This is a genomic window from Porphyromonas levii (assembly GCF_018206105.1).
GTDB classification, from domain to species: Bacteria; Bacteroidota; Bacteroidia; order Bacteroidales; family Porphyromonadaceae; genus Porphyromonas_A; species Porphyromonas_A levii.
Genome location: NZ_JADRGN010000021.1, coordinates 1 through 25519, shown reverse-complemented (window position 1 = coordinate 25519; position 25519 = coordinate 1). Strand labels below are relative to the sequence as shown.

General features: G+C 48.2%; 22 protein-coding genes, 1 tRNA gene, 1 pseudogene and 1 riboswitch. Of the genes and pseudogenes, 6 read left to right on the top strand and 18 right to left on the bottom strand.

Annotated features, from left to right (window positions below; translation table 11 throughout):
• Position 1: 1 nt before the first annotated feature.
• Positions 2 to 487: a hypothetical protein gene (locus IX315_RS05810; RefSeq protein WP_211837264.1), complete on the top strand. Its 486-nt coding sequence runs from the start codon at positions 2 to 4 to the stop codon at positions 485 to 487.
• 236 nt (positions 488 to 723) lie between these two features.
• Here the strand turns inward: IX315_RS05810 and IX315_RS05805 are convergent.
• Positions 724 to 866 (bottom strand): annotated as a pseudogene (locus tag IX315_RS05805) (helix-turn-helix domain-containing protein); the annotation flags it as partial.
• 88 nt (positions 867 to 954) lie between these two features.
• Between IX315_RS05805 and IX315_RS05800 the strand changes: the two are divergent.
• The 5 genes from IX315_RS05800 (at position 955) to IX315_RS05780 (ending at position 6668) form a co-directional block, all read left to right on the top strand.
• Positions 955 to 2001, top strand: a complete 1047-nt coding sequence (locus tag IX315_RS05800; RefSeq protein ID WP_018359310.1) for a dihydroorotate dehydrogenase-like protein — start codon at positions 955 to 957, stop codon at positions 1999 to 2001.
• Between the two features lie 11 nt (positions 2002 to 2012).
• Positions 2013 to 3149 (top strand): DNA polymerase III subunit, encoded by a 1137-nt coding sequence (locus tag IX315_RS05795; protein WP_211638589.1) that lies wholly within the window; start codon positions 2013 to 2015, stop codon positions 3147 to 3149.
• A 33-nt stretch (positions 3150 to 3182) separates the two neighbouring features.
• Positions 3183 to 4418, top strand: coding sequence for a porin (locus tag IX315_RS05790; protein WP_134849376.1), 1236 nt, complete (start codon positions 3183 to 3185; stop codon positions 4416 to 4418).
• A complete protein-coding gene (abc-f, locus tag IX315_RS05785; RefSeq protein ID WP_018359313.1) occupies positions 4418 to 6283 on the top strand; it encodes a ribosomal protection-like ABC-F family protein in 1866 nt (621 codons plus the stop codon). The genes IX315_RS05790 and abc-f overlap by 1 nt, the downstream gene beginning before the upstream one ends.
• Before the next feature lie 64 nt (positions 6284 to 6347).
• Complete coding sequence (locus tag IX315_RS05780) at positions 6348 to 6668, top strand: hypothetical protein (RefSeq protein ID WP_134849378.1); 321 nt, start codon at positions 6348 to 6350, stop codon at positions 6666 to 6668.
• 45 nt (positions 6669 to 6713) lie between these two features.
• Here IX315_RS05780 and IX315_RS05775 read toward each other — a convergent pair.
• The 17 genes from IX315_RS05775 to IX315_RS05695 form a co-directional block, all read right to left on the bottom strand.
• Positions 6714 to 6787, bottom strand: a tRNA-Met gene (locus IX315_RS05775).
• A gap of 56 nt (positions 6788 to 6843) precedes the next feature.
• Positions 6844 to 7698, bottom strand: coding sequence for an ACP S-malonyltransferase (gene fabD / locus IX315_RS05770; RefSeq protein WP_134849379.1), 855 nt, complete (start codon positions 7696 to 7698; stop codon positions 6844 to 6846).
• A 10-nt stretch (positions 7699 to 7708) separates the two neighbouring features.
• Entirely contained in the window at positions 7709 to 8443 is a 735-nt protein-coding gene (gene tsaB / locus IX315_RS05765) for a tRNA (adenosine(37)-N6)-threonylcarbamoyltransferase complex dimerization subunit type 1 TsaB (protein WP_018358150.1), read from the bottom strand.
• Complete coding sequence (gene topA / locus IX315_RS05760; RefSeq protein WP_018358151.1) at positions 8443 to 10770, bottom strand: type I DNA topoisomerase; 2328 nt, start codon at positions 10768 to 10770, stop codon at positions 8443 to 8445. Before topA ends, tsaB begins: the two co-directional genes overlap by 1 nt.
• Positions 10771 to 11239: 469 nt before the next feature.
• Positions 11240 to 11719 (bottom strand): anaerobic ribonucleoside-triphosphate reductase activating protein, encoded by a 480-nt coding sequence (gene nrdG / locus IX315_RS05755; RefSeq protein WP_244973101.1) that lies wholly within the window; start codon positions 11717 to 11719, stop codon positions 11240 to 11242.
• Positions 11720 to 11756: 37 nt separating this feature from the next.
• Positions 11757 to 14156 carry an anaerobic ribonucleoside triphosphate reductase gene (locus tag IX315_RS05750; RefSeq protein WP_211636908.1) on the bottom strand — a complete coding sequence of 800 codons (2400 nt, stop codon included), beginning with the start codon at positions 14154 to 14156 and terminating at the stop codon, positions 11757 to 11759.
• A gap of 42 nt (positions 14157 to 14198) precedes the next feature.
• A riboswitch (cobalamin riboswitch) is annotated at positions 14199 to 14390 on the bottom strand.
• A 101-nt stretch (positions 14391 to 14491) separates the two neighbouring features.
• Positions 14492 to 15169, bottom strand: coding sequence for a YiaD family glycine zipper/OmpA-like lipoprotein (locus IX315_RS05745; protein WP_211636910.1), 678 nt, complete (start codon positions 15167 to 15169; stop codon positions 14492 to 14494).
• 30 nt (positions 15170 to 15199) lie between these two features.
• Positions 15200 to 15544 (bottom strand): hypothetical protein, encoded by a 345-nt coding sequence (locus IX315_RS05740; RefSeq protein WP_018358155.1) that lies wholly within the window; start codon positions 15542 to 15544, stop codon positions 15200 to 15202.
• Between the two features lie 85 nt (positions 15545 to 15629).
• Complete coding sequence (locus IX315_RS05735) at positions 15630 to 16289, bottom strand: YggS family pyridoxal phosphate-dependent enzyme (protein WP_211640926.1); 660 nt, start codon at positions 16287 to 16289, stop codon at positions 15630 to 15632.
• A 3-nt stretch (positions 16290 to 16292) separates the two neighbouring features.
• The gene (locus IX315_RS05730) at positions 16293 to 16727 is read right to left on the bottom strand and encodes a DUF4494 domain-containing protein (RefSeq protein ID WP_018358157.1); all 435 of its coding nucleotides are present in this window, start codon (positions 16725 to 16727) and stop codon (positions 16293 to 16295) included.
• A gap of 12 nt (positions 16728 to 16739) precedes the next feature.
• Entirely contained in the window at positions 16740 to 17288 is a 549-nt protein-coding gene (locus tag IX315_RS05725; RefSeq protein ID WP_134849383.1) for an isochorismatase family protein, read from the bottom strand.
• 1 nt (position 17289) lies between these two features.
• Entirely contained in the window at positions 17290 to 18480 is a 1191-nt protein-coding gene (locus tag IX315_RS05720) for a 1-acyl-sn-glycerol-3-phosphate acyltransferase (RefSeq protein ID WP_134849384.1), read from the bottom strand.
• On the bottom strand, positions 18477 to 19466 hold the full coding sequence (locus IX315_RS05715; protein ID WP_211636923.1) for a D-alanine--D-alanine ligase: 990 nt from the start codon (positions 19464 to 19466) through the stop codon (positions 18477 to 18479). The genes IX315_RS05720 and IX315_RS05715 overlap by 4 nt, the downstream gene beginning before the upstream one ends.
• A 77-nt stretch (positions 19467 to 19543) precedes the next feature.
• Positions 19544 to 20608, bottom strand: coding sequence for an RluA family pseudouridine synthase (locus IX315_RS05710; protein WP_051074815.1), 1065 nt, complete (start codon positions 20606 to 20608; stop codon positions 19544 to 19546).
• A 68-nt stretch (positions 20609 to 20676) separates the two neighbouring features.
• On the bottom strand, positions 20677 to 21360 hold the full coding sequence (locus tag IX315_RS05705; RefSeq protein WP_018358162.1) for a PASTA domain-containing protein: 684 nt from the start codon (positions 21358 to 21360) through the stop codon (positions 20677 to 20679).
• A 243-nt stretch (positions 21361 to 21603) separates the two neighbouring features.
• Positions 21604 to 24141: a carboxypeptidase-like regulatory domain-containing protein gene (locus tag IX315_RS05700; RefSeq protein WP_211637473.1), complete on the bottom strand. Its 2538-nt coding sequence runs from the start codon at positions 24139 to 24141 to the stop codon at positions 21604 to 21606.
• Positions 24142 to 24984 carry a GLPGLI family protein gene (locus tag IX315_RS05695; RefSeq protein WP_134849389.1) on the bottom strand — a complete coding sequence of 281 codons (843 nt, stop codon included), beginning with the start codon at positions 24982 to 24984 and terminating at the stop codon, positions 24142 to 24144.
• Positions 24985 to 25519 lie beyond the last annotated feature (535 nt).

Below are 25519 nucleotides of genomic sequence, written 5' to 3'. Positions count from 1 at the left end.
TATGGAGAAACAAGAAAGAAGCTACGAACTGAGGAGCGAAAAGGTACGCAGCATCGTGGGGCAGATCCCTCCCGCACTGGTTAGATACGGCACCATAATCCTCTTTGCAGTATTGCTAGTCCTATTTGGCATCGCCTACTTTATGCCCTACAAGCAAGTCTATTCAGGCACCATCACCTTTTACGACGTGTCGGAGCCTACTACAACTGCTTATATAAGCTATGCCAACGACAAGGTATTGACCAATATTGAAGAGCCTATTCCTTTGACCCTCCATCTTGAGACAGAAGACTTGGACGTTCAATTGAAAAGCATAGAGAACAGGCGAGATACCCTTAATCGCTATTCTGCAATTGTAACATTTCCACCAGAGCAAAAAGAGTGGTTCCCTAAGCTCCAAAATAGCACCTTTGACTTTACCATCGTAGAGAATAACGGCAATTTGCTTGGTCACCTTATCCCCGTTTTAAGCACGACTCTGGAGTGATTAATTTCCCCCTCTGTGGGGCAAGGCCTTTTGTCGGAAAAGCGAAGTTTTGTCGGACAAAAACACACCTTGCCAAGTAGGGAAAAGAGATGGCGTTTTGGGTAACACAAAACCGTTGTCAAGTCGACAGCGCGACAAGTTGACTCGTGAGATACCTATCCTGATATCTATCTCACGATCTCATCATCTGAATAATTATCCATATATATAGCTCTATTATAGAGAGAGAGAGCATCTTATCTGATGTAATTATCCTCCAGCATCTTCTCAATGTCGCTCACCTTGTATAGGCTCTTCCCTCCAAACTGAGTATAAGGGAGTATCTTACGGTCTCGGTACTCTTGGAGTGTCCGCAAGTTATTGAGAGCCTTTCACACACCGTAACAGTCTATCGCTATGTATGCAGAAATCCCAAATATTTTGCTAACTTTGTGGGAGAAGTGAAATCACAATTTTAATATGTGTTTATGGCTGATATATCAACACTATACGCAGGAAAACTGCTACTGAGAAGCCCATTCATCGTAGCTAGCTCGGGATTGACTAAAGAAGTCAAGAAGATCAAGGAGCTCGCAGATGCTGGCGCTGGTGCAATCGTCCTAAAATCGATTTTTGAGGAGGAGATAGAACAGGATATTACCCAAATGACTGAGGAGATGAATAGTGGCTACCACGACTCCGCAGCGATGGATTACCTCCAACACTACGTAAAGGAGCATGCCCTACAATCGCATGTAAATGTAATCCGTGAGGCTAAGCAAGCCGTAGATATCCCTGTAATTGCTAGTGTAAATGCTTATAAGAGTGATAGCTGGGTAACGTATGCCAAGGAGCTAATTGATGCTGGCGCTGATGCCCTAGAGTGCAACGTTATGAGACTGGAGACTAAGGTGACCCAGCCTTGGGGAGAGTCGGAGCAGGATTTGATCAAGATGGTTCAGGGGCTTCGTAAGGTATTGCCCAATACGCCACTTATCATCAAGCTAAGTAAGTATTTCACCAACGTCGTTCGTCTCGCTAGAGACCTGAAGCTCGCTGGAGCCGATGCTGTGGTACTCTTCAACCGTACTTTTATGCCCGATATTGATATTGAAGAGGAGGAGATTAGTCGTGGTTCAGTGCTGAGCCATCAAGGTTCGTTCTCCGACTCCCTCCGATATGCCGGATTGGTTCGTGGTGGTGTGCCAGACCTTTCTATCGCCCTCTCCAATGGCGCGCGCGATGGTAAGGATCTTGTGAAGGGGCTACTCGCAGGTGCTGATGCTGTACAGTATTGTAGCGCTCTATATAAGGGGGGTGCCAATGTTATCCGCGAGGCTAATCAATTCCTCTCTGACTGGATGGATCGTAAGCAGTACCACGAGATTAAAGAATTTAAGAGCAAGTTGGCTGCCACTCGTGTAGATCATGCTACCATGTATCAGCGTAGCCAGTTTATGCGTTATCATGCTAGCGAGGATGCCAATCCTACCGCTGCTGTGGACTTCAGTAAGCCCGATTACGGTCATATCTAAGACCCGCAAGCATGGTGATAGTGCCAAAGCCTGAGGAGCTCCTTGGGCAGGAGAGGTTGGTTGCTCACTTCGGTGCTCTTCTCCAAGCAAAACAATTGCCTCACGCCCTTCTTCTCACAGGAGAGGAGGGGAGTGAGGCTTTGCCACTTGCCTTTGTGCTATCGCGTCAGATCCTATGTGAAAATAGGACGGAGGAGGGATTACCCTGCGGCGTGTGCCAATCGTGTAGGCAAATGGATGGTCTACAGCACCCCGATCTCACCATGGTATTTCCAGTGATTAAGAGTGGCGATACCAAGGAAACGACTTCTGACCTTTATTTAGATCAGTTCACGCAACTCATGAGTAAGGCAAAGCGCTTCTCGGAACTGGAGTGGCGCGACTTGCAGAGTGCGGGTAATAAACAGCTGCAGATACTTGTAGCCGAAGCCGAAAGACTTATTCATTTTACTTCGTTGCGCTCGTTCAAGAGCCAATATCAGGTTATCATAATATGGAAGCCTGAATTGATGCGCTCCGAGACCGCCAATAAGCTACTGAAGCTATTGGAGGAGCCACCAGCTGGAGTGGTGTTTGTCATGGTGTCGCACGAACCACAGAAGCTCTTGCCTACTATTGCCAGCCGTCTGCAGCGGGTGACGGTGCCAGGGATTCCCGAGGAGGTGCTGGTAGATTATTTGATAGCGAAGGAGGGAATTGAGACAGAAAAGGCAATGAAGATAGGGCACTTGGCTCAGGGTAATTTGTATAGAGCGCTGCAGCTGGAGCAGAATGGAGGCGAGGTACACAGCCAGAACGATGCCTTGCAATTGCTGAGTTTGCCTTTGTGCCGCGACCCTAAGGTGTTTCTGGAGTACGCCCAAGAGGTGGCTAAGCTAGATAGACCTGAGGTGGTAGCTTTACTTGATGCTTTGCCCCCAGCACTTAGGGAGGTATTGGCACTCCAGTATGGCGACCACGATGTGCAGTTCCTCTCCTCTGCCTTAGGGCGAGAGGCACAAGCGATTGCTGCGGCTTTACCCCTAGATAATTACTCTAAAGTGATGGAGGAGATACAGAGTGCCCGAATGGAGGTGGTGCAGAATGGGAATGTCCAGATGGTGGTTTTCGACTTCCTACTTACATTGATAACACTCTATAGACGATAACCAAGTTATTCCAAAACAGTAATATATATTTGTATGAAACGATTAGTCCTTACCATTGCGATGGTAATCGCTACGCTAGGAGGTGCCATGGCACAGTCCAAGACATCAGTCGCATACCACAATGCTGCACTTTATGTAAAGGGTAGCAATGGGTTCAAGCTTAAGGTGGCAAATACCTACACGCTCGATGGTGCAGGTTTTGTGCCCACGTTCGATACCAAGCAGGCTACGCTAGAGGGAACCCCCTTCTCTATTAGTCCTAGTGTACGGTTTTCCAATCTCCAGACAGAACTCTCGGGGAGCTTTAGTAAGCACTGGGGCTTTCAGTTTCACTTCAACTATGCTGGGAATAAGATTAGCCTACTCAATATGTTGCTCGACTATCAGTTGAGTGATAATCTAAAGCTGACTTTTGGGCAGATGAAGGTGCCTGGCCCAGCGAGTAAAAACTACAGTACAAGTAGCGCTATGGCTATGGATACGCCTATGGGACTATCCATGGCATCGTCTCGTCGTTTCGGTTTGGCGCTCTATAGTACCAGTGGCAGGCACTATGCAGCCTTAGGTGCCTATACATTTAACCTCAATGACTTCGTGGGAATAGGTCTGCCCAAGCGACCTGAGGTAGGAGTGGCAGGACGCTTCGCCTACAACGTAGTCAATAAGAGGCTTGAGAAGCTACAGCTAGGTGCCAATGCTTATTGGATGCGTATGACGAATGGCAATAGCGTTCGTACTGGTGCCATGGGTATAGAGACAGGTGCTATTGCTCCGAAGTTTGTCACCTATAATTATGCCAATACGAAGAGCCAACTTAATTATGGTGTGGAGCTTGCCTACCAGAATAAGAACTTCTTATTTACGGCGGAGGGTCTTGGAACCAACTTCTTCCGTGCTGAGAACCTTCCTACCCCTCAGTACGCTGGTTGGAATGTGCGTGCGAGCTATACGGTACTCGGCAATCCACGTAGCTATAAAGCAAGTAGCGGAGACTTTAGTGGTAGCCCTTATGATGGTGATCAGGCGCTAGAGCTTGGAGTGAGAGCATCGGGGCTTTATCTTAATGATCACGAAGGGACTGAAGCGCTTGCTGGTATGAGCTATGGTGCTTTTGCCAATTATTGGACAACGAAACACCTTTGCTTCTCTCTGCATGCTAATTATCTTGATCATCATAAAGACTTTCACGGTAGTTACTCAGTTGCCGGCGATAACTTCAAAGGAATAGATTTCGTTGTCGTACAAGGTCGAATCACTATAGTTTTCTGATGTCGCTACTGCAAGTAGATAATCTAAGCAAGAGCTTCGGGGTTCTGGAGCTCTTTAGTCACCTTACCTTTGTTATAGAGAAAGGGCAGAAGATTGGTCTTATCGCTCCTAATGGAGCGGGTAAGACTACTCTTCTCCGTATGCTGGTAGGCGAGGAGAGTATCGATAGTGGAGAGATTACCACGATGAGAGACCTTAAGCTGGCTTATCTGCCTCAAAAGAGTGACTTCTCGGGCTACCCCGATATCCTTTCTGCTAGTCTTAGTGGTATCGCTCCGAACCTTCAGGAGGTCATCTTGGAGTATGAGGCTGCTGTGGAGAGCGAAGATACGGATCGGCTGAACCGTGCTATCGCAGCTATGGATCAGCACGATGGCTGGCATATAGAACAGGAGCTACAGGCACTGCTGACGCAATTGGAACTGGGAGATCCTCATAGGAGTACGCAGGGATTATCGGGAGGGCAAACGAAGCGCATAGCATTAGCATCGGTGCTTCTTAGGAGTCCAGACCTATTTATCCTCGACGAGCCTACTAACCACCTAGACCCAAGTACCGTGGAGTGGCTGGAGGGTTATCTCTCGACCTCCAATGCGGGACTACTGATGGTGACGCACGATAGGTACTTCCTGGATCAGGTGTGCGATACCATAATGGAGCTAGACGATAAGCAGATATTCACGTATGAAGGGAATTATAGTCTCTATCTCCAGAAGCGCGCTGAACGTCTTGAGCAGATGGAGAGCGAACAAGCGACACTTCGGAATCGCTATCGGACAGAGTTGGATTGGATGCGCAGAATGCCGAAAGCACGTGGTACCAAAGCACGCTATCGGAAGGATGCCTTTGAGGAGCTCCAAGGACAGCTGCGGAATATCCCTATCCAGCAAGGGCCTCGCCTAGACAATGAGTCGGTATATATCGGAAAGAAGATATTTGAAGCCAGAGGGCTATCTAAGAGTTACGGTACCCTCGATGTGATTAAGGACTTCTCCTATAGTTTTGCACGTAGAGACAGAGTCGGTATTATTGGTCCTAATGGAGCTGGCAAGACCACTCTGATTCGTCTGATTATGCAGGAGCTGGAGCCTACTTCAGGGACTATCGAGGTGGGGGAGACCGTAAAGTTTGGCTACTTCTCGCAGTTGCCACCTGCTTTTCCCGAAGATAAGAAGGTTATAGAAGTCGTCACCGATATTGCCGAACGTATTGTAGGGCGCAGTGGGGCGGAGCATAGCGCTATGCAGCTCCTAACTAGATTCCTTTTCCCTCCGAAACGGCAGCAGGACTATGTATCACTTCTAAGTGGTGGAGAGCGCCGTAGACTTCAGCTCTGTACGGTGCTGATGCAGAAGCCTAACTTTCTTGTCCTTGACGAACCTACTAACGACTTAGATATACCTACGCTACAGGTGCTGGAGGAGTACCTAAGTCAGTTCGACGGGTGTTTGCTTGTCGTGTCGCACGATAGGTACTTCATGGATCGTATCACCGAACATCTGTTTGTGCTAGAAGGCGATGGAAAGGTGCGTGACTTCCCAGGTAATTATACCGACTATCGCAATTCCCCCAAGGAGGAGAAGGTAGTAGCTAAGTCTAAGACTGAGAAGACCGAGGCACCGAAGCCACAACGCTCGGAGAGAGAAAGGAAGAAGCTCTCCTATAAAGAGCAAAGGGAGCTTGAGCAATTGACTGAACTTCTCCCCGAACTAGAGCTGAAGCTGAAAGCTATAGAGGATAAGATGAATAGCGGGACGGCATCCCCCGAGGAGCTAGTACGCCTTGGGGCATCGTATAGTGAGGTGAAGGATGAACTAGATCTTAGTGAACTCCGTTGGTTGGAACTATCGGAGATAGCACAGTAAGGTATCACGAGGGGACTTTGCTACCCCTCGTGCTACTGCATTGTACTATTGATATCGTAGACCTATGAAGATATTAGAGAATAGATTTATCCCTTTCGATGGCTTCTTGTGCCTTAACTTCTTCGGTATTATACTCGTAAGGAAGGGGTGGAAGCATGCGGTAGGAGCGGTGGATATCAACCATGAGCGAATACATACGGCTCAAATGAAAGAGATGGGGTATATCCTATTCTACGTGTGGTACTTTATCGAGTGGCTCGTCCGATTACCCTTCAAAGGGAATGCCTATCGTAATATTAGCTTCGAGCGAGAAGCGTACTTACATCAGTCCGATTTAGATTATCTCAACCGTCGTAAGCACTATGCTTGGTGGGGACACCTATAACAGAAGAGCGGCAAGTTACAATCGTAACCTGCCGCTCTTGCTCTGTAGCGAGACCGAGAATTGAACTCGGGACCTCATGATTATGAATCATGCGCTCTAACCATCTGAGCTATCTCGCCATAACCCTTAAGCGATGGCAAAGATACAAAAAATATCCGAACCGCCAAATAAAGGGTTAGATAATTCGCTTGATAAGCCCTTGTAGCACCTTGCCAGGACCATATTCCTCGAATTCTGTAGCGCCATCCTTGCGCATATTGAGTACAGTCTGTGTCCAGCGAACCGGTGCTGTGAGTTGCTTGATTAGGTTTTGCCTAATCTCTTCTGGGTCAGTATGGGGTAGCGCATCTACATTTTGGTAAATAGGGCAGCGTGGTGTATTGAAGCTCGTCTCCTTGATCGCTGCCTCTAGTTCCTCTCGTGCACTTTCCATGAATGGACTGTGGAAGGCACCACTCACATTGAGCGGAAGGGCACGCTTAGCACCAGCCTCCTTGGCGAGATCTATTACCTTCTCTACACCAGCGATAGAACCTGAAATTACTGCCTGACCAGGAGAGTTGTAATTGGCGAGGATAACGGTCTCGCCTACTACTGAGGCGCATAGCTCCTCTACCTTCTCGTCTGGTAGACCGATGATAGCCGCCATGGTGGAAGGTGCTTTCTCACATGCCTTTTGCATAGCCATTGCGCGCTTATATACGAGCATGAGAGCGTCCTCAAAGGATAGCGCTCCGGCTACAGCGAGTGCGGTAAATTCTCCGAGCGAGTGCCCCGCCATCATATCAGCGTTTCTACCCTCCTCGCTTACTATTGCTGAGATGTAAGAATGGAGGAATACAGCTGGCTGAGTTACTTTAGTCTGCTTGAGCTCCTCTTCTGTACCACCAAAGATGATATCGGTAATACGATAACCAAGGATAACATTGGCATGTTCAAAAAGCTGATGGGCTCTCTCGTCCGTGTCGTAAAGGTCTTTGCCCATGCCCACAAACTGGGCACCTTGTCCAGGGAATACTGATGCTTTCATTTTATCTTTCCTATTTATATATATTGCGTAATACTTTATTAAGTGTCTTCTTTGCTTCATACTCTTTGAGGTAGAAGGGCTCCCAGTAAGCTACGTCTAGTCGTTGCCCTTCTTCCAAGAGAGAGAAGGCAGCCTCTGCCATATCTTTTGCCTTTGGGTAGATATTGGGGACAAAGCGACTCCTAGGAAGCAATGAACCCATTAGTGTTTGAGCCTTCTCCGCACCCGAACCGAAGTAGACTAGTTCTCTATCTCCTACAATTTCCTGCAGTGACTTCTGAGTCTCCTCTTCCGTGAGGATAAGTGCAGCTATATCTGTCTCCGCTTCATTATTTACGGTATATAGTGCCGAGTAGACCTCCATACGTCGGGCATCAATCATTGGCATCAAGAGCGCATCAGTAGATGGTGCCTCTGTGGCTTTATAGCTAAGGGCAATGAGGAGCGTAGTAGGGAGTGCAAGTAGTGGTATATTGCGTGACCACGCGAGCCCTTTAGCATACCCTGCAGCTATCCTAAGACCAGTGTAGCTCCCAGGACCTTCGGCTAGGCAGACTGCCGATAGCTCAGCGCCCTCTGGGATCTCAGCCAGTACTTCATTTGCCATTACCGCCAAGCGTGCCGACTGCTTTGTGCGGTCGTTCTCCTCTCGCTCCGCAACCACTCCTCGCTCTTCGCTGGCTAGAGCTACTGAGCAATAGTCGGTAGAGCTATCCAAAAGTAGTATAAACTTATCCTTACTCATTATTTCTTGCTCTTTATGCTGCGTTTCTTAGCCCCTCCATCCTTATCCGTATCGGCGATAATCTTACGAACATCTACCTCGGTGAGCTTGGTGGCATCAGTCCCCTTAGGGATTTTGTAGTTACTCTTTTTGTACTTGATATAAGGACCCCAGCGTCCATTCAGTACCTCAGCTATCTCCTTGCCCTCGCCAAAAGAGGCGATAAACTTATTCTTCTCCTGCTCCACTTTCGCATCTATCAGAGGCTTTGCCTCCTCTAGTGTGATTTCGTAAGCCGACATATCTTTGGGAATGCTGGCGAATAGTTTGCCGAAACGGACATAAGGGCCAAAACGACCAATATTTGCCTCTACCTGTTCTCCTTGGTATTCGCCTAGCTTACGTGGTAGCTTAAAGAGTTTTAGAGCCTGCTCAAGCGTTAGTGTTTCCAGTGAAAGCTCGGCAGGGATAGAAGCGAAGCGAGGCTTTTTTCCTTCCTCATCAACTGCTCCTATCTGTACCATAGGTCCAAATCTCCCTATCTTGGCAAAGACAGGCTCACCACTAGTAGGGTCTTCGCCTAGTTGGCGCTCACCTACACGGTACTCGCTCTTCTCCGCCATCACCGTCTCTACATTATCGTGAAATAGGTTGTAGAAAGTAGCGATGACGCTATTCCACTCCTTTTTCCCTGCTGCTATATTATCGAACTCCTCCTCTACCTTAGCCGTGAAGTTGTAGTCGAGTACCTGTGGGAAGTGCTCCACGAGGAAGTCGGTCACCACAATACCCGTATCCGTAGGGAAGAGTTTATTCTTATCGGCACCATAGACCTCCTTCTTGGTACGCTTAGAGATCTTATTATCTTTGAGTTTAAGTTCTAGATAATCACGTTTTTCGCCATCTGTAGACTTCTTAGTCACATACTCACGCTTTTGGATGGTCTGAATCGTAGGTGCGTAGGTCGATGGTCGTCCTATACCAAGCTCTTCTAGCCGTTTCACGAGAGAGGCCTCGGTATATCGTGCAGGGCGTTGGTTGAACCGCTCACGTGCCTCCACCTCTTCGCATGAGAGCGCATCGCCCTTACTCATCTTGGGTAGAAGTCCTCCCTCCTCTCGCTCTTCGTCGTCGTCACTCCCCTCTAGGTAGACTTTCAGGAAGCCCTCAAACTTTACTACCTCTCCCTTCGCCTCGAAAGTGGTGGTAGTACCGGATAGTATCTCTACCGTGGTATTTTCCATTTCGGCATCGGCCATCTGAGAAGCCAGTGTACGCTTCCTAATCATATCGTATAGGGCACGCTCCTGCTTATTGGTACCAGCACTCTCTACCTCCACATTGGTAGGTCGGATAGCTTCGTGTGCCTCTTGAGCCCCCTTGGTATGTACTTTGTATTGGCGTGCCTTGACAAATTCCTTCCCATATTCGCGCTCCACAAGAGCACAGCTCGTGGCAACGGCATAGTCCGATAGATTGACCGAGTCGGTACGCATATAAGTAATGTGTCCTGCCTCGTATAGGCTCTGCGCCAGACGCATAGTCTGCCCTACAGGATAGCCCATGCGGCGAGAAGCCTCTTGTTGGAGTGTAGAAGTGGTAAAGGGTGCTGCTGGTTTACGCTTAGAGGGCTTTACCTCTATCTTTCCCACCGTGTAATTAGCATCGATAAGAGCCTCTAGGATTGCTCTTACTTCCTCCTCAGTCTCGGGTCGCTGTGCCACCTCTGCCGTGACCTTTTCTCCATTGCTTGTCACAAAGAGCCCACGGATACGGAAACTGCTCTTGCCCTCGAAGCTATTGATCTCACGCTCACGCTCTACGATGATACGAACAGCTACGGACTGTACACGCCCAGCAGATAGCTGAGGTCTAATCTTGCGCCATAGCACGGGGCTAAGCTCGAACCCTACAATCCTATCTAGTACCCTGCGGGCTTGCTGGGCATCTACCATCTGCACGTCTATCGAGCGTGGATTGGCCAATGCTTGTTCTACTGCCGTCTTGGTAATCTCATGGAATACAATTCGGTTCTCCTCCTTCTTATTCAGTCCCAATACCTCTGCCAAGTGCCACGCAATAGCTTCTCCCTCACGGTCTTCATCACTTGCCAGCCACACTTTGTCTGCCTTCTTGGCAGCCGACTTTAGTTCACGAACTACTTTCTCTTTATCCTCCGAAACTTCATACTGGGGCTCGAAGTTATTGTCGAGATCCACTCCCATACCTTTAGTCTTCAAGTCTCGGATGTGACCGTAGCTCGAAAGCACTTGGAAGTCTTTGCCTAAAAACTTTCCAATTGTTTTGGATTTTGCTGGGGACTCAACTATCAGGAGGTTACTTGCCATATTGATACTACTCTTCTATCTTTTTCGCTTGAAACTTAAATTCCGTGCAAAAGTACACATTATATATAATAGCGCAAAATAATTGCTCTTCCGCTCCTCCTATACTTAGCTCGGTGTCTTGGTTTTGTGTAGAAGCATACTCTTATTAAGGTCATCGCCGTTGCGGTTTCAGTCCCTTTGGGGAGAAACTGGAGTCTCTCTAGGGAGAAACTGGAGTCTCTCTAGGGAGAAACTGGAGTCTCTCTAGGGAGAAACTTTCTTTGCTCAGTAGAGGGCAATCGGTGAGGTAGGGGAGGAGCGTATGCGCTGCCCCTATCAGTTTCCCCTGTTCTCGGTATGAATAGATGATTTACTGTGCAGAATAAGGGTGGGGCGTTCTATGATGTGTAGATGCAAGAGGGGTAGTAGGGCAGAAGAGGTTACGCTTAAAACGTCGACCGACCTATTAAGAGCCATTAGGGCAGCTGCTTTATGGCTTTCGTTTCTCTGCCAAATTGATAATTCTCTGATTGCTACTGCCCCGAAAGGAGAGTCGGGGGTCATAAAGACTAGCTACAAAGCGCCCATCTACCAGTACGTCTATATATTCCAATAGCGGCTGGTAGCGTGGGTGGTCTTTGATAGCTTCGTAGGTAAAGCCTGTATAGCACCAGATATTTATCTGTGTGCGTTGCTTGATGGTCCGAAGTAGTGGCAGAAATTCTTCTGGGTTGAAGAGGGGATCTCCACCACTAAAGGTGACGCCATCTAGCATAGGATTTTCTTGAATCTCCTCTATGATTTGCTCTATCATCTCCTTGGTCACCACCTCTCCCGCTAGGGGATTATGGCTCTCGGGGTTATGGCAGCCAGGGCAATTGTGACGACAACCAGCCAAGTAGATAGAGTAGCGAATCCCCTCGCCATCTAGTATGGTCTCGGGCATAATATTCAATATTCTCAGACTCATCTTGCCAGACTGTGTCGGATGGGCGTTGGTGTACTTGTTAGTGGTGCTTGGTGCGGTCTTTTTCCTCCGCACGCTTAGCGGAGTTCCACGAGCTCAGATCTCCAGTAAGGTACCCAGTGATGCGCCTCATCCTCAGAATATGTTCGCTCTTACAGATTGGGCATTTACTGTAGATGATACCTTTGTAGTGGCACTCTTGGCATGTGTCTATTGGGTGGTTAATAGAGCCATAGCCAATGTTTTGCTCCTTCATTAGCTTTGCTATCTTGGAGATAGCACGCACATTCTTCTTCGCCTCACCATCGAGCTCTATATACGTAATGTGTCCGCCACCAGTGAGTGCGTGGAATGGTGCTTCACGCTTTATCTTCTCGGCAATAGTGATTTGCTCCTTGACATCTACGTGGAAAGAATTGACGTAGTAGTCTCTGTCGGTTACGCCCTCTATGATCCCGTATCGCTTCCTATCCATTCGGGTAAAGCGTCCGGATAATCCTTCTGCCGGTGTTGCTAGGACAGAGTAATTGAGGTGATATTTCTCCTTTAATTCTCCAGCCACTTCGTTGAGGATTACTAGGCACTGTCTGAGGGTCTCCCACGCCTGATCGTTGGTGCCATGACCTTCTCCGTAGATAGCGTACATGGCATTGTGCCCTCCGATAAAACCTATGCCGAGTGTGCCACTCTTGAGTACATCGCCTACCTTATCATTGGGGCGCAGGGCGGCACCTCCCTTCCATACATCGTTGCCCATCATGAAGGGGAATTGGCGTGCCAGGGCACTTCTTTGGAATTCATACCTGGTATAGAGCTGCTCTCCCACTAGTCGGGCTAGGTCGCGTAGGCTCTCGAATAGTTTATTTACCGCCATGCTCCTCAGTGTACCTTGGTCGGTATGGAGCGTGGAGTGCTCCTCGGCATAGCGCATGGCTTCAATCGCAAGTCTTGGGAGATTGATGGTGGTGAATGAGAGGTTGCCTCTGCCTATAGAGGTCTTCTCGCCATTGAGGTTTTCGAATACCCTCGTGCGGCATCCCATTGTAGCTATTTCGTATTTGTAGCGCTTTGGGTCGTCCTCTCGCCACAATTCGTGACGATTGAACGTGCTATCGAGGAAGACAAAGTTGGGGAAAAGTGCCTTGGCTGTAGTATCGCAGGCACGTAGGAAGAGGTCGAAGTTGGGACAAGAGAAGAATACTTCCCCTGCCAGCGCCTTATCGAAGTTCTTCAGCGCTAGTTCGTAGTCTGCATCGGAATAGTTGATGCCCTCTTTTACCTTAAATATCTGAATAGGGAAGACGGGGGTCTCTCCGCCGTCACCCAAACCCTCTATGGTCGCTTTCATAAGCTCCTCCATTACCATCCGACCTTCGGGAGAAGTATCGGTGCCATAGTTAATCGAGCTAAATACCACCTGATTACCACCTCTAGAGTGCATGGTATTGAGGTTGTGGATAAAGCCCTCCATGGCTTGATGGGTATCGCGTCGGCTCCTTTCTATGGCTTTCTCGATGACCTTCACAAGAAGGCGACGATTAAGGTGCTCATAATACTCCTCGCATATCGCCTCGTGCAGATGATCGACTTCGGTAGAAGAGGGGAGTATGGAGTGTAGGTGTTGGGCTACTAGCTCTCTAGCCTTTTTAGACTCTATATCCACGCTTTCGTCTACCGTCTGGAGTGCAAATTGTAGTAGATCCGCCACATGTTTCACGAAGGTTTTATACACTCCAGGTGCCATGAAGAAGTCGAAAGCTGGTATGGCTTGTCCACCATGCTGTTCGTTCTGATTGGTCTGGAATACGATGGTTGCCAGTGTGGCGTAGCTTTGAATACTCTGGGGGGTACGGATGCCTCCATTTTTGGTGTGAAATCCTCGCTCATATAGGTCTGCCAAGTCGTACTGCACGCAGGTGGTCGTCTTGGTAGGATAGTAGTCTAGGTCGTGGATATGAATGTCACCCCTACGGTGCGCCTCGGCGTACTTGGTAGGGAGTAGGTATCGATAGGTGTAGTCCTTAGTTACTTCCGATGCAAAAGTCATCATCTGTCCTGATGGGGTATGACTACTCATGTTGGCATTGCTGAGGTTGACATCGTTGTTGTCAATAGTTACGATACCATCCAATGATTGCTTCAGAGCTGTCTTCTTCTGTCGCTCAGTATTGCGCCACTCCCTGTAAAGGATGTAGCGCTTGGCTACATCAGGATTGAAGTGCATGAGTTCACTCTCCACAATGTCCTGCACCTCCTCCACGGATATCACATCTTTATCTATACGGCTAAGAATCTTAAGTGTAGCCGACTTGACTTCCACGAAATGGTCGGTGTAGCCTGCCGCTACGTAGGCCTTTAGGATGGCGTTCTCTATCTTGGTAGGGACGAACGCCTCTTGGACTCCATCGCGCTTGATGATGTACTTGATAGGATTGGTCATAACTTTAACTCCCGAAAGTAATGGTTCAACAAAAAATATACTAGATGTAACAGAGCCGAAGTAGGTCTTCTGACTCGTCTCACTCTACGACGCCTTCCCACCCTCTAGTAGGCAGTGGCTTATGTGTGTATAGCAGAGTATTACTGAGACTTACAGCAGCGGGTACTGTACTGGATTTCCACCAGTTTCCCTTACCTCCGTCTTGTTTATAGCACCACAAAGGTAACGATTTATTTTTGTATCCCTATCCAAAGTTACAAAGAATCCCCTCGGTAGGTTGGCACTAACCAATCTACCGAGGGGGTATATAAAATGTATGTCTAGCGTGTGTCTGCTTACTTCTTAGCAGCCTCCTTAGCCTCCTTAATCATCTTGGCATTGGGGAGGATAAAGATCTCTACACGGCGGTTCTTAGCTAGGTCAGCTTTGCTATCGCCCATGGCGACTGGCTGATCTGGACCTACACCTTCACCCATCATACGAGCGCTCTCTACCCTCTGCGCACGGAGGAAGTTGAGTACACTCATCGCACGCTCACGGGATAGCTGCATGTTGTATTCATACCTACCAGTCTTGTCGGTATGACCCACAATCTTGATGTCCGTATCAGGGTTGGCATTCATGTTTTCAGCAAACTTGCGAAGTGCTTCGCGCGAACTAGCGTTAAGCGTACTAGAGTTTACTGGGAAGAGGATACCGCTATCAAATGTAACACGGATGGCCTCACCATTATTCACGGTCTCTACAGTAGCATCAGGAATCTGCTGCTCTAGCTCTTTCGCCTGCTTATCCATTTGGTTGCCAATGATACCACCAGCCGCACCACCTATGGCTGTGCCTATGATAGCACCTATACCAGTATTGCCAGCTACTCTACCTATGCCAGCACCGATAGCGGCACCTGCTGCGGCACCGATACCAGCGCCCTTTAGAGAATTACTAGCACCACAACCACTCAGTATCAAACCGATGGTAACTATACTTACACTTAGAAAACCTTTAATCTTACTCATAACATCTAACTATTAAAATAAATACTAATCCTACTCGTCATCGTCCTCTTCGAGAGAGACGTCGAACTCTTGTTGCAACTGGATGAGTAGCACCATGTCCTCCACAGATATGGAGATGTCTTGTTCGTCCTCAGCTGCACTCTTAAGCGCATATTCGTGGAAGTCTTCGGGTTCTACCTCTACGACTTCCTCCTCGCCATCTAGCTGTTCTGTGTACTCTTCCCAAAGCTCGTAGAGATACAAGATATCCTGATCCAAGAGCTCTGTGATACTTTCTATCTCAGCTGTCTCTTCTCTGACAAACTCGAGAAGTTCTTCGTCGTACCAATCGAGGTCTTCTTCCTCGAGGTTAAAAGGGTTGTCTATCTCATTCATAAAACTTTATCTCTAGCTATGTCTTATAATACTACACCACAAAAGTAGGAAAATATCCGATATGTTGTCTATTCTAATCTATAAATTAACCGAAAATTGCGCTGCCTACTCTAATAATGGTTGCACCATGCTTTACGGCAATAGGATAATCGTGTGTCATACCCATTGAGAGCTCAGTAAAGTGTGAGCTTTCACTGAAAGCACCAGTACGTAGGTCGTCGAAGAGTGCTTTCATCTGTGCAAACTCGCGCTCGACCTGCTCCATATCGTCTGTCAGCGAAGCCATACCCATGATGCCTGATATCTGAGCATGCTGGTAGGTTCTAAGGCGATCGCTATTGATTAGTTCTTGTAGCTCTTCTAGCGAAAATCCATGCTTGGTCTCCTCTCCAGATATATGTATCTGCAGTAATACAGGGAGGTACTTTCGCCCCTGCTTGATACACTCCTTCTCCACTTCCTGAAGTAGCTTCTCACTATCGATACTGTGAATCATGTGCACGAAGGGTACCACATACTTTACCTTATTACGCTGCAGTGTGCCTATCAAGTGCCACTCAATATCTTTAGGCAGAGCGTCGTACTTCGGAAGTAGTTCCTGCACACGATTCTCTCCGAAGCGCCTTTGTCCGGCTTCGTATGCCTCTAGTACCTCCTCCTGGGTGTGGTACTTGGATACGGCTATTAGCTTAGTGGTCTCTGGTAGCTCCTGTTGTAGGGCTTCCAGTCGTTCCTTAATATCCACGACTTATCCCTCTGTTTTTATCTGATACTTGAATACATCCATATAGAGCGTCTCGGATACACTAGCTACGTCATACTCGCCTAGTGTGTCTTGCATCCCCTTGTGGAGGTTCTCTAGAGCGTGATCAATATCATCCGCTTGCACAATCATCTGTACGTACTTCTTTTTCTCCACACCTGCCTTCTCGTCTAGTGTGATAAAGCCTACCTTGCACTTATAGTAGCGTTCGCTCTTATCATCGATGAATAGGTCGTAGAGGCGTACTTTTTTTACGCTATCCATTACAAAGCTACCCCTGCCATTCATCTCTTCGGCCATACGAGCCTCCGCATCGGTAAAAGTCTCTGCATCGATAAGGTAGCTCTCACTCACCTTACGCATCTTGCCTGACTGGTTAATCTCTTTCTCGTATGTAATCTTACAATCAAACCAACTCATATTTCTTATATCCTAAAAATCCTCTAGTGTTATTACGCCTACGCCACTCTCTTTAATCGTATCTTTCAAAGCAGTGCCGTCGTCAAGGCTAGGTGCTGCATCGGTGATGACCGTGAGTTTTTGCCCTAACCCATGCTTTACAAGGTCGTTCAAGGTATAGAGTACACATACATTCCCTGCTATGCCACATAGGAAAACCTCCTTAGCCTTGTCGAGAAGGGTAGGGTACCCTTTTGCGAAAGCGCTGTACTCATCTAGCTCCTTCCGTACGCCCTTCTCTATGAAGTGCACTGGGCCTTGTCCCACTCTTAGTGCCTCCATAAGCGGCTCCCAAAGCGCTGCACCCACACTATACTTCACGCAGTGTGGTGGCCACATACCGCCTTGTGCCTCGAAGCTACAGTGCCCAATGGGATGAGCATCCATCGTTACCACAATCTCCTCCGCAGGAATTTTGGGCAATGCTGTCGCTAGTCTATCCATCGCTTCTTTGGCACCTGCTACAGGGAGTGTCCCTGTAATGAAGTCATTCTGAGGGTCAACTATTATCAGCACTTTCATACTACCGCATCTGCTTAGTCGTGATTAAGTGATTCTTCAGAGGGGTGGCATACATCTCTAGTATACGCTCTCTTACGAAGGACTGGTGCTCCTCGGCAGCCTCTACTTTCTTCACCTGACCCTCTAGGTAGTCTACAAATGTCTGCTCCTCCTTTGGACTGTACATGTGCTCGAACTGTCGTCCTCCATGTAGTAGGTCAAACGCTACATAGTTGTTGGGGTAAAGTCGGTAGTTTGTAAAGATTTGGCGGTCTATCTCCTGAGCCACTACATTGAGTATCTCCTGCTTGCTGCCAGCACTCTGAGTAAGAGCCGAGAGGTCTCTAAGCGTCTCACCTATGCTGAAGTGCACGCGCCCCTTCTGTCCCAGTAGCCCTGTCTGCATATTGATCATGTCATCTATGGGGCTCTTCTTCCACTCAGGGTCTAGGTGCTTCGCCAGCATCTCTTTTGCTTTGAGGTAATCGCAAGGGTCATACTCATAGGTAATGGCTATCGGCGTTATCTTTAGTTCCTCTAATAGCTCTTGGTCACTTTGTCCCTTCTCGGCACTCAGCGTGAGCATCTTCAGTACAGCTGTCTGTGTGCGGTCATCTGAGTTTTTACGCCTACCTTCGCTTTGAGCCAACCATACTGACGCCTCATCCCCTACTACCGAGCTGCGGATATAGTTGCTCAATCGCTTGCTCTCTACCAGCATCTCCCGCATCGAGGGCTTGCGCTTCACGATAAACGCATCAGAGAGACGCACTACCGCCCTTATCCACTCCGTAATCAAAAGGTTATCACCAATAGCTATCCGAGGCAAAGGAAGCCCCGCTTCGATACTCAGATAGTTGAGAAAGGCAGAGTCTAGTATGATATCTCTATGGTTGGATATAAAGAGGTACTTCTCCCCACCACTCCTATCGAGCTTACTCTTGCCCGACATAGTGAGCGAGAAGGTAGAGTGCTTCAGGATATAGTCAATGATGGGCTTTGCCATCTTTACCTTAAAGTCCTTGATAGACTTGCATTCCGCAGCCATTGCCCCTAGTTGTCCTTCGGAGATATCGCCCCATACTTCATGGGCTACTGCTAGAATCGTCTCCTCCTTTATGATCTGCTGGACTGCTTCCTGCACCTCGCTATCCAGGTATGGGCGTATACTCTCGAAGTACGCATCCTCAGTGCTGATTAGTTCCTTGCTCATCTTCTTTTCCTGCTTAAGTGATAATTAATAATCCCCTCCAATACTGTGCCTATGTCCTTCCCATCGGCAGCTACTTGCTGTGGTATAAAGCTCGTGGCAGTCATACCAGGAGTTGTATTTACCTCCAGTAGTATTGGTCTCCCATCCTCAATGATGTAGTCGACCCTGATGATGCCCGAAGCACCGAGGTATCCGTAGATTTCTCTGGTGAGCTGCTGTATCTCGGTAGTCATCATATCCCCTATACGAGCGGGTGTGATTTCCTCTACCGCTCCATTGTACTTGGCGTCGTAGTCGAAGAAAGCACGCTTTGGTACCACCTCGGTCACGGGGAGTACGTGCAAGCCCTCTGCATCCTCATAAGCTCCACAAGTGACCTCTGTACCAGTAATCAGCGCTTCTACTAAGACCTCCTCCCCTTCGGCAAAAGCCGCCTCTACGGCAGGGAGTAACCCCTCCACCGCATCTACTCGTGTGGTGGCAACACTACTACCTCCCACATTAGGCTTGACAAAAGCGGGCAATCCTGGCTCCACAGCAAGGATCATCGGACGAATACCATCGCCACGTCTTAGTCGTACACTTGGCGCTATTGCTATGCCGAAACTGTGCAGGAAGTGCTTGCAGAGGTACTTATTGAAGGTTAGCGCCCCAATAGCCGTAGGACAACAACTATACGGTATCCCAAGCATGTCCAAATATCCTGTAAGCAACCCATCCTCCCCTGGCGTGCCATGAATCGTGATGTACGCATAGTTGAAGGTAATGCGCTCGCCATTACGCTCAAAGGAGAAGTCATTACGGTCGATAGGGTACCGCTGTCCATCTAGCTCCACTACCCAAGCGTTGCGCTGTATCAATACAGGATAAATCTCCAGAGGGTGCCCCTCTAAGAAGCTCATTATCCCTGCTCTACTCTTTAGCGATACTTCATATTCGCCACTGTACCCGCCTGCCACAAGGGCAATCTTTGGCCTCTTATTCATCTTTCTTTTGTTATGCGTCCTAAACCTTCCTCACCCCATCTACCCTTTGTTATATCCCTCCACTCCTATCTCATACTCTATTCGTCCACAAGATTCTCAGCCGTAATGACACCTGCTGCCACATACCTACGCCACTTCTCTAGCAGCGCACCCATATCCTCGGGTAACTCGGAAGTGAAGTCCATCTGTTCCTTTTTCACAGGATGATAAAAGCCTAGGGTCTGGGCATGTAGGGCTTGTCGAGGGCATAGCGCAAAGCAATTCTCCACGAACTTCCGATAGCTCGCGAAGCGATTGCCTCTAAGGAGCTCAGCTCCGCCATAACGCTCATCATTGAATATCGGGTGCCCTAAGCTGCGGACATGAGCTCTAATCTGATGGGTGCGCCCTGTCTCTAGTTTACACCTAATCAGCGACACATACCCCAGCTCCTCCTCTACTCTGTAGTGGGTGACTGCTGTTTTGCCTTCATCGCCACCGTAAGGGAAGGTGGTCATCACCATGCGATCCTTGGGGTCACGTCCTAGATTAGTGCGCACGGTACCTTCCTCTTCTGGCATGCGTCCCCACACGAGTGCGAGGTATTCACGGCGGGTTGTCTTTTCAAAAAACTGACGAGCGAGTGCCGTGCGTACCGTTGCCTCTTTGGCAATGAGCAGCAGACCGCTCGTATCCTTATCTATTCTGTGCACGAGACCTACCTCGGGGTCATTAGGGTCGTACCTCGGGTCATCTTTGAGATGATAGGCAAGGGCATTGAGAAGGGTGCCAGTATAGTTGCCGTGCCCTGGGTGGACTACTAAGCCTGCTGGCTTGTTCACGACCATCAGGTACTCATCCTCGTACACCACAGAAAGGGGGATAGGTTCGGGACGAATCTCTAGCTCATAGGGTGGGCGCTCTAGCCTAAGTGATATGACCTCGCCTGGGCGTACCTTATAATTGGCACGCACCGCCTTATCGCCCACAAAGAGCGCTCCCGCCTCTGCTGCCTGCTGAATGCGGTTGCGGCTCACCTTGGGCATACGATCTACAAGAAAACGATCGATTCGTAGAGGCGTTTGTCCCTTGTCTACTACACAAGAGAAGTGCTCAAAGAGGGTAGGCGCATCTACTGAAGCGCCATCCTCGCTATCGTCCATCTCATCGAGGGTCTCAAGCTCCCAAAGCTCTTCCTCTTGGTATGCTGAGGTGTCGTCATTCCCTGCGGTTAAAACCATGACTCACCCTCCTCCTCTGGGGTAGCGCTCTGCACGTTTAGGGAGTCAGGACTCTGTACTCCGAGACTATCCAGAAGCTCTGCACGGTACGCCTCAGCTGAAGCGACCTCGAGCGTAAGCTTAGTAGTGTAGGGTACGCGATCACCTGCCATAAGGTAGCGCCCCGATTGGTCTTTGATGTGGAGCACCAGTTGGTTGTGTGGGCTAGGGACATACTCTTTCACTACTTCTATAAAGCCTGCTCCCTTTAGTACCATCTCTACAGAGCGCTCCGAAAGACCTTCGTACTTGGGAATTGGTATGGTCTTCACCTGCTGAGTATTCACCGTTACGAAGATAGTGCGGTGGCGCTTGATGAGCGTTCCCGCCTTTGGCGCTGTCTCTAGTACAATACCAGGAGCTTCGCCTGCCACATAAGTGGAATCGATAACCTCCATCGTGAGGTGGTGTGCCTCGAGCTGCGCCCGGGCCTCTTCCCGTGAAAGCCCTTTGATATCAGGAAGCCTGAAGGCACCATTATGCTGGGTGTACACGCCGAGAAATAGTGCAGCAGCTCCCATTAGTAGAGCCCCTGCCACGAATAGCCCCACAATATTTAGGAGCAACCACTTCCCTCCACTCATCTGCCTATACCAAGGACGTTCCACCTCTGTTGCTTCTTTTTTCCGCTTCATATATAATACACTGTGTATTCAATGCCAAAAATAAATATCTTCCTCTTGCCCCAAACTACCCCCCAAATATACCACAATTCTATAACCCGCCAACCAAAACACCCCAAGGAACACTCTTGTACTCGCTTTGTGGAGGGATAGTAATAACAACAGCTATCCCAGTCGCAAACCATTCGTTTACAACTGGGATAGCCATTAATCGTATGGGAACTACTAGCAATACCTATGGAAAAGGGCTCTAGCCTAGTAGTAGAAGGTGTAGGAGAGGAGAGCTGAGCGACCTCGGAGCTGATACCATGACCGATTCCTCTCGGTAGCGCCATAGCTCGTAAAGCCGTATTCCTGCATATTCAGAAGGTTGTGTAGGTGTAGCTTGAAGTTGCCAATATGGCTCCGATACTCGCCTACGCAGCTGAGTAGGAAGAGGTGCTTCATCTCTTTGGGGAGAAGCTCTTTCCCTTGGTGCTCACCTATGAGCGTAAGGTGTATGTAGTCCGTTGGGGAGTAGGTTGCTTCTAGTTTGTTCGTGGTACCATGGAGCGGTGCAAGCGTTTGCCCTGAGTACCACATCTGCGAACGATCTACTGAGTAGTTGTATTCGCCTGACCATTTGTCGTTGAGCGTAAACTGTGCGCTACCCCAAGTACTGGCACCCAATATCTGAGACTTTTGCTGGGTGTCCTGACGGATAGATTGAAAGTGAGCGTAATTGACTGCAAGCCCAAGTGATATCTTGGTCTTGCTCTTCCTGAGAAAGCGGGATATATAGGCATTGAGACCATAACTCCCACTTGTATTATCCCCTTTGACTAGCTCTATCCTATTGAGTCTCTCTGAGGGGTCATCGGAAAAGAGGTGGTCTGAATAATCATAACGACCTGTAAGGGAAATATTCCCATAGAGCTCTCTTATTGGCGCTCGGAAACCGAAATGAAATTCTCCATTGACCCCTCTCGTATTCCTGAGGTTTCCTGAGCCCAATAGTTCTTCACGGTAGGTCGTGAAGTAAGGAGTCCGAAGGAGGTCAAGCAGGCTGCCCACATTTTGGTTGTAGCTGAGGTTGCCGAAGACACTCCATGTCCGATTAAAGCGGTGCATAAAGTAGAGACTTGGGGATAACAAAAGACGAGTCTCACTAGGTTTTGCCCCGTATTTCATTACAGCCAATGTTGTAGGAATGGTGAGGGAGAGGTTGTTCTCCCCTTGAGTGAAGCGCCATAGCCGTGGCGATAGCGTAAGGGCTAACCTATTGCCTCGAGTAAATTCCAAACCGTCCTTGGAAATAACATCATAGGTGTACTGCGCCTCAATGGGGATGCTCAATTGCCACCCCTTGCCGATGGACAATAGGAAGGAACTAGATAGGCTAGCTTGTGCCATTTGCTCTCTAAACCTTTGTGTTAGCTCTGGCACCGTGAGTGATAGTAATGGTGCCGTTTGGTACGATATATCACTATTCAGAGAGAAAACTCTATCTCCTCTTCTGGTATACCAGCGGAGGCTATTCCGTACGAGATGTGACCGCTGCTCCACCATTTGTGTTATGGGGTGTGGAGCGCGTAGAATATTATCCTGCTGGTATTGCCCTACACCTACGTAGTCGATTGCCTCTTTTAGATAATTCTTCTGCCCATCACGTTTGTACTCTAGCATCCCTTTCACTACTTGCTCTCGGGAACGTATGTCTACTTTGTTTTCATCCAGTAGAAGGTTGTCGCCACTTGAAGGGTTCAAGAAGGTCAATTCATTGCCATAGGTGTGGCGGCTCGTGTAGTCGGAGTAGCTGAGGTCTGCCCTAATGGTGCGGTCGGAAGCTATTTGGTAGATGCTTTTTAGCTTGCCTTGCCCGCCCTTCTGTCTGAGGTAGAAGTGTGGAGAAATAGAGGGCGTAGGCACTGATAATCCCTTGGGTAGCGCACTGAGTAGAGGACTATTAGGTTTCAACTGCGGTATTATGGAGTGTTGTACCTCATCTGTGGCATTGAAGTTCTTGTCTAGTCTGCCCTCCATGGTGGTTTGCCACCTAGGCTGTACATAGAGAAGATGTCCCATCCCTCTGTAGGCAACTTCCTTGTGGCTGTCTATGCCAGTGCCTATTTCTGCTTTTCCATTGGCTCGACCTCTAGCCTTGCGGTTCAGCACCAGGTTCATCACGATTTTGTCATCGCCTACCAGATCTTTCAGCATCTTGACCTCCTGCTGATTCTCCATGATTTCGACCTTCGCTACCTTCTCATGTCGTAGGTTCTGAATTGTGCTTTGGTAGTCTCGTTCTACCAAATCCATGCCATCGATGGTTAGTTTGTCAATAGCCTTGCCTAGATAGGAAATGGTTCCGCCCTTAGTCACCTCTACACCTGGGAGCTTCTTAAGGGCTTCTTGCACTGTTACATCTCGCTTGCTTACAAATCGACCTAGGTGATAGGTGGTTGTGTCGCCACGCTGCACGATACGTGGAGCTTCTATCACGACATCCTCCAATTGCCGATTGGAGGGTACCAGCCGATAGGTTGTTGGTTGGTTATTGCTCGCCTCTGCCTTATAGCTCTCATAGGAGAGGTGGCTAAAGGAGAGGGTACAAGGTAGTGGTGCTTTGGGGATATTGAATACGCCCTTTGGGTCGGAGGTGGCAAAAGCCTTGGTCATACCATTCACAATAGCTTTGACCATTACGCCACTGATGGGCTTATTGTTTTCGCTATCTACCACCACACCACTCACCTGGGCACCTGCCGATACCCAAGCAAGTAGGAGTAGGGTGCCTATCAGCCAATGTTTCATTTACTCTTTTTCTAAAAAGACAAAACCATTAGGGTACAAGCGCATTACAATGCCATCATTAATGGTGATCACACTCTTGCCGTTTGAAGCTTTGTGGACATTCATCGTAATAATGCCATTGATATCATTCATCTTTTGTAGAGGATATAGTGTGTGGTAGCGCTCAAGAAAATCCACTCTTTTAATCTCAAATTCACTATTGAGTCGGACTGCAGGGGGAACTATTCCTTTCTTGCTTCGGATTTCAGCAAGTTCAAAAGAGATTTCTCCTGTGGCATCCTCAGCTGCTAAGATAAGTCCCGGTAGTCCTGCTAACTTCCAAGGACCATAGGGTAACGGTAGCTCCTCGGTATACCATGCAGTCCACTCTCTACCCGCAAAGGAGAGCTTAGCTTCGTGGCATGTGTAGCCCGCTATTTCTTTCGTGCCTTCACCCATGATCCAGTCTGTAGGAAAGGGTTCTGTATAGAAGAATCGGTTGGGTATGATGGGTTCGTGGTGCTCAATGGTCTGACTATTCAGGTCCAAGTAGAGCCTAGGTAAGAAGAAGCACTCAGTAGCGCCTTCACGAATTTCGTACTCTTTTATTCGTGCTGCATCTATCCCTTCAATGGCTTTGACGGAGTCAGTCTGATAGGCAGCATAGTCCTCTATTACAGCCCTTGTATTCCCTACACTTAGCATCACGAAAGTGACATCAACCACTCCCTCTGGGTTATTTGGCTCGTGCTTAAGTAATTGCTTGTAAATTATATTGAGCTGTGCAGGTTCTGTTTCTTGGGCTGCTACGCTCATGCTGGTGAGCAGTAGTATAACTGCGCTCCACATGCAAATCTTCTTCATAATTGTATCTGATATTATATTAATATTATGCTAGACAAATCTACGTATTATTATTGGAGTAACTGATACTTATGGGCTTCCTTGACTTTATTTAGTGGCTTTTTGTTTTTTTTGCATATCGTGTGGCGATGGTGTTATCTCTCAAGGGTCGTATTGTAGTGGTATAGCACTGAAAAAAGTCAACCACTTAGTGCGCATAGTCAAGTAAATTAGGATATTGGAGTTAACAGACCAGTGAAACCTCAGGCACGTAAGGTTAAGTGGATAGTTAAATCCGTTCGAAAAACGTCAATAGATTTAGGATAAGACGGATATTGTAGGGGCGATAAACCTTTTGTCTCTTCTGGTTGAGCGCTCTCGGTATATCCCATGACCGTTTAATATATACTAATCACCCAATTTAATATATACTAATTGGGTTAATTAATATACATCAAATGGATCAATTAGTATATATTAAATGGTCTTGCCGATACTATAGACGGTTCATGGGCTTTACATAGAAGGTTCGTGGCTGAATATTTGGCGTTTTTAC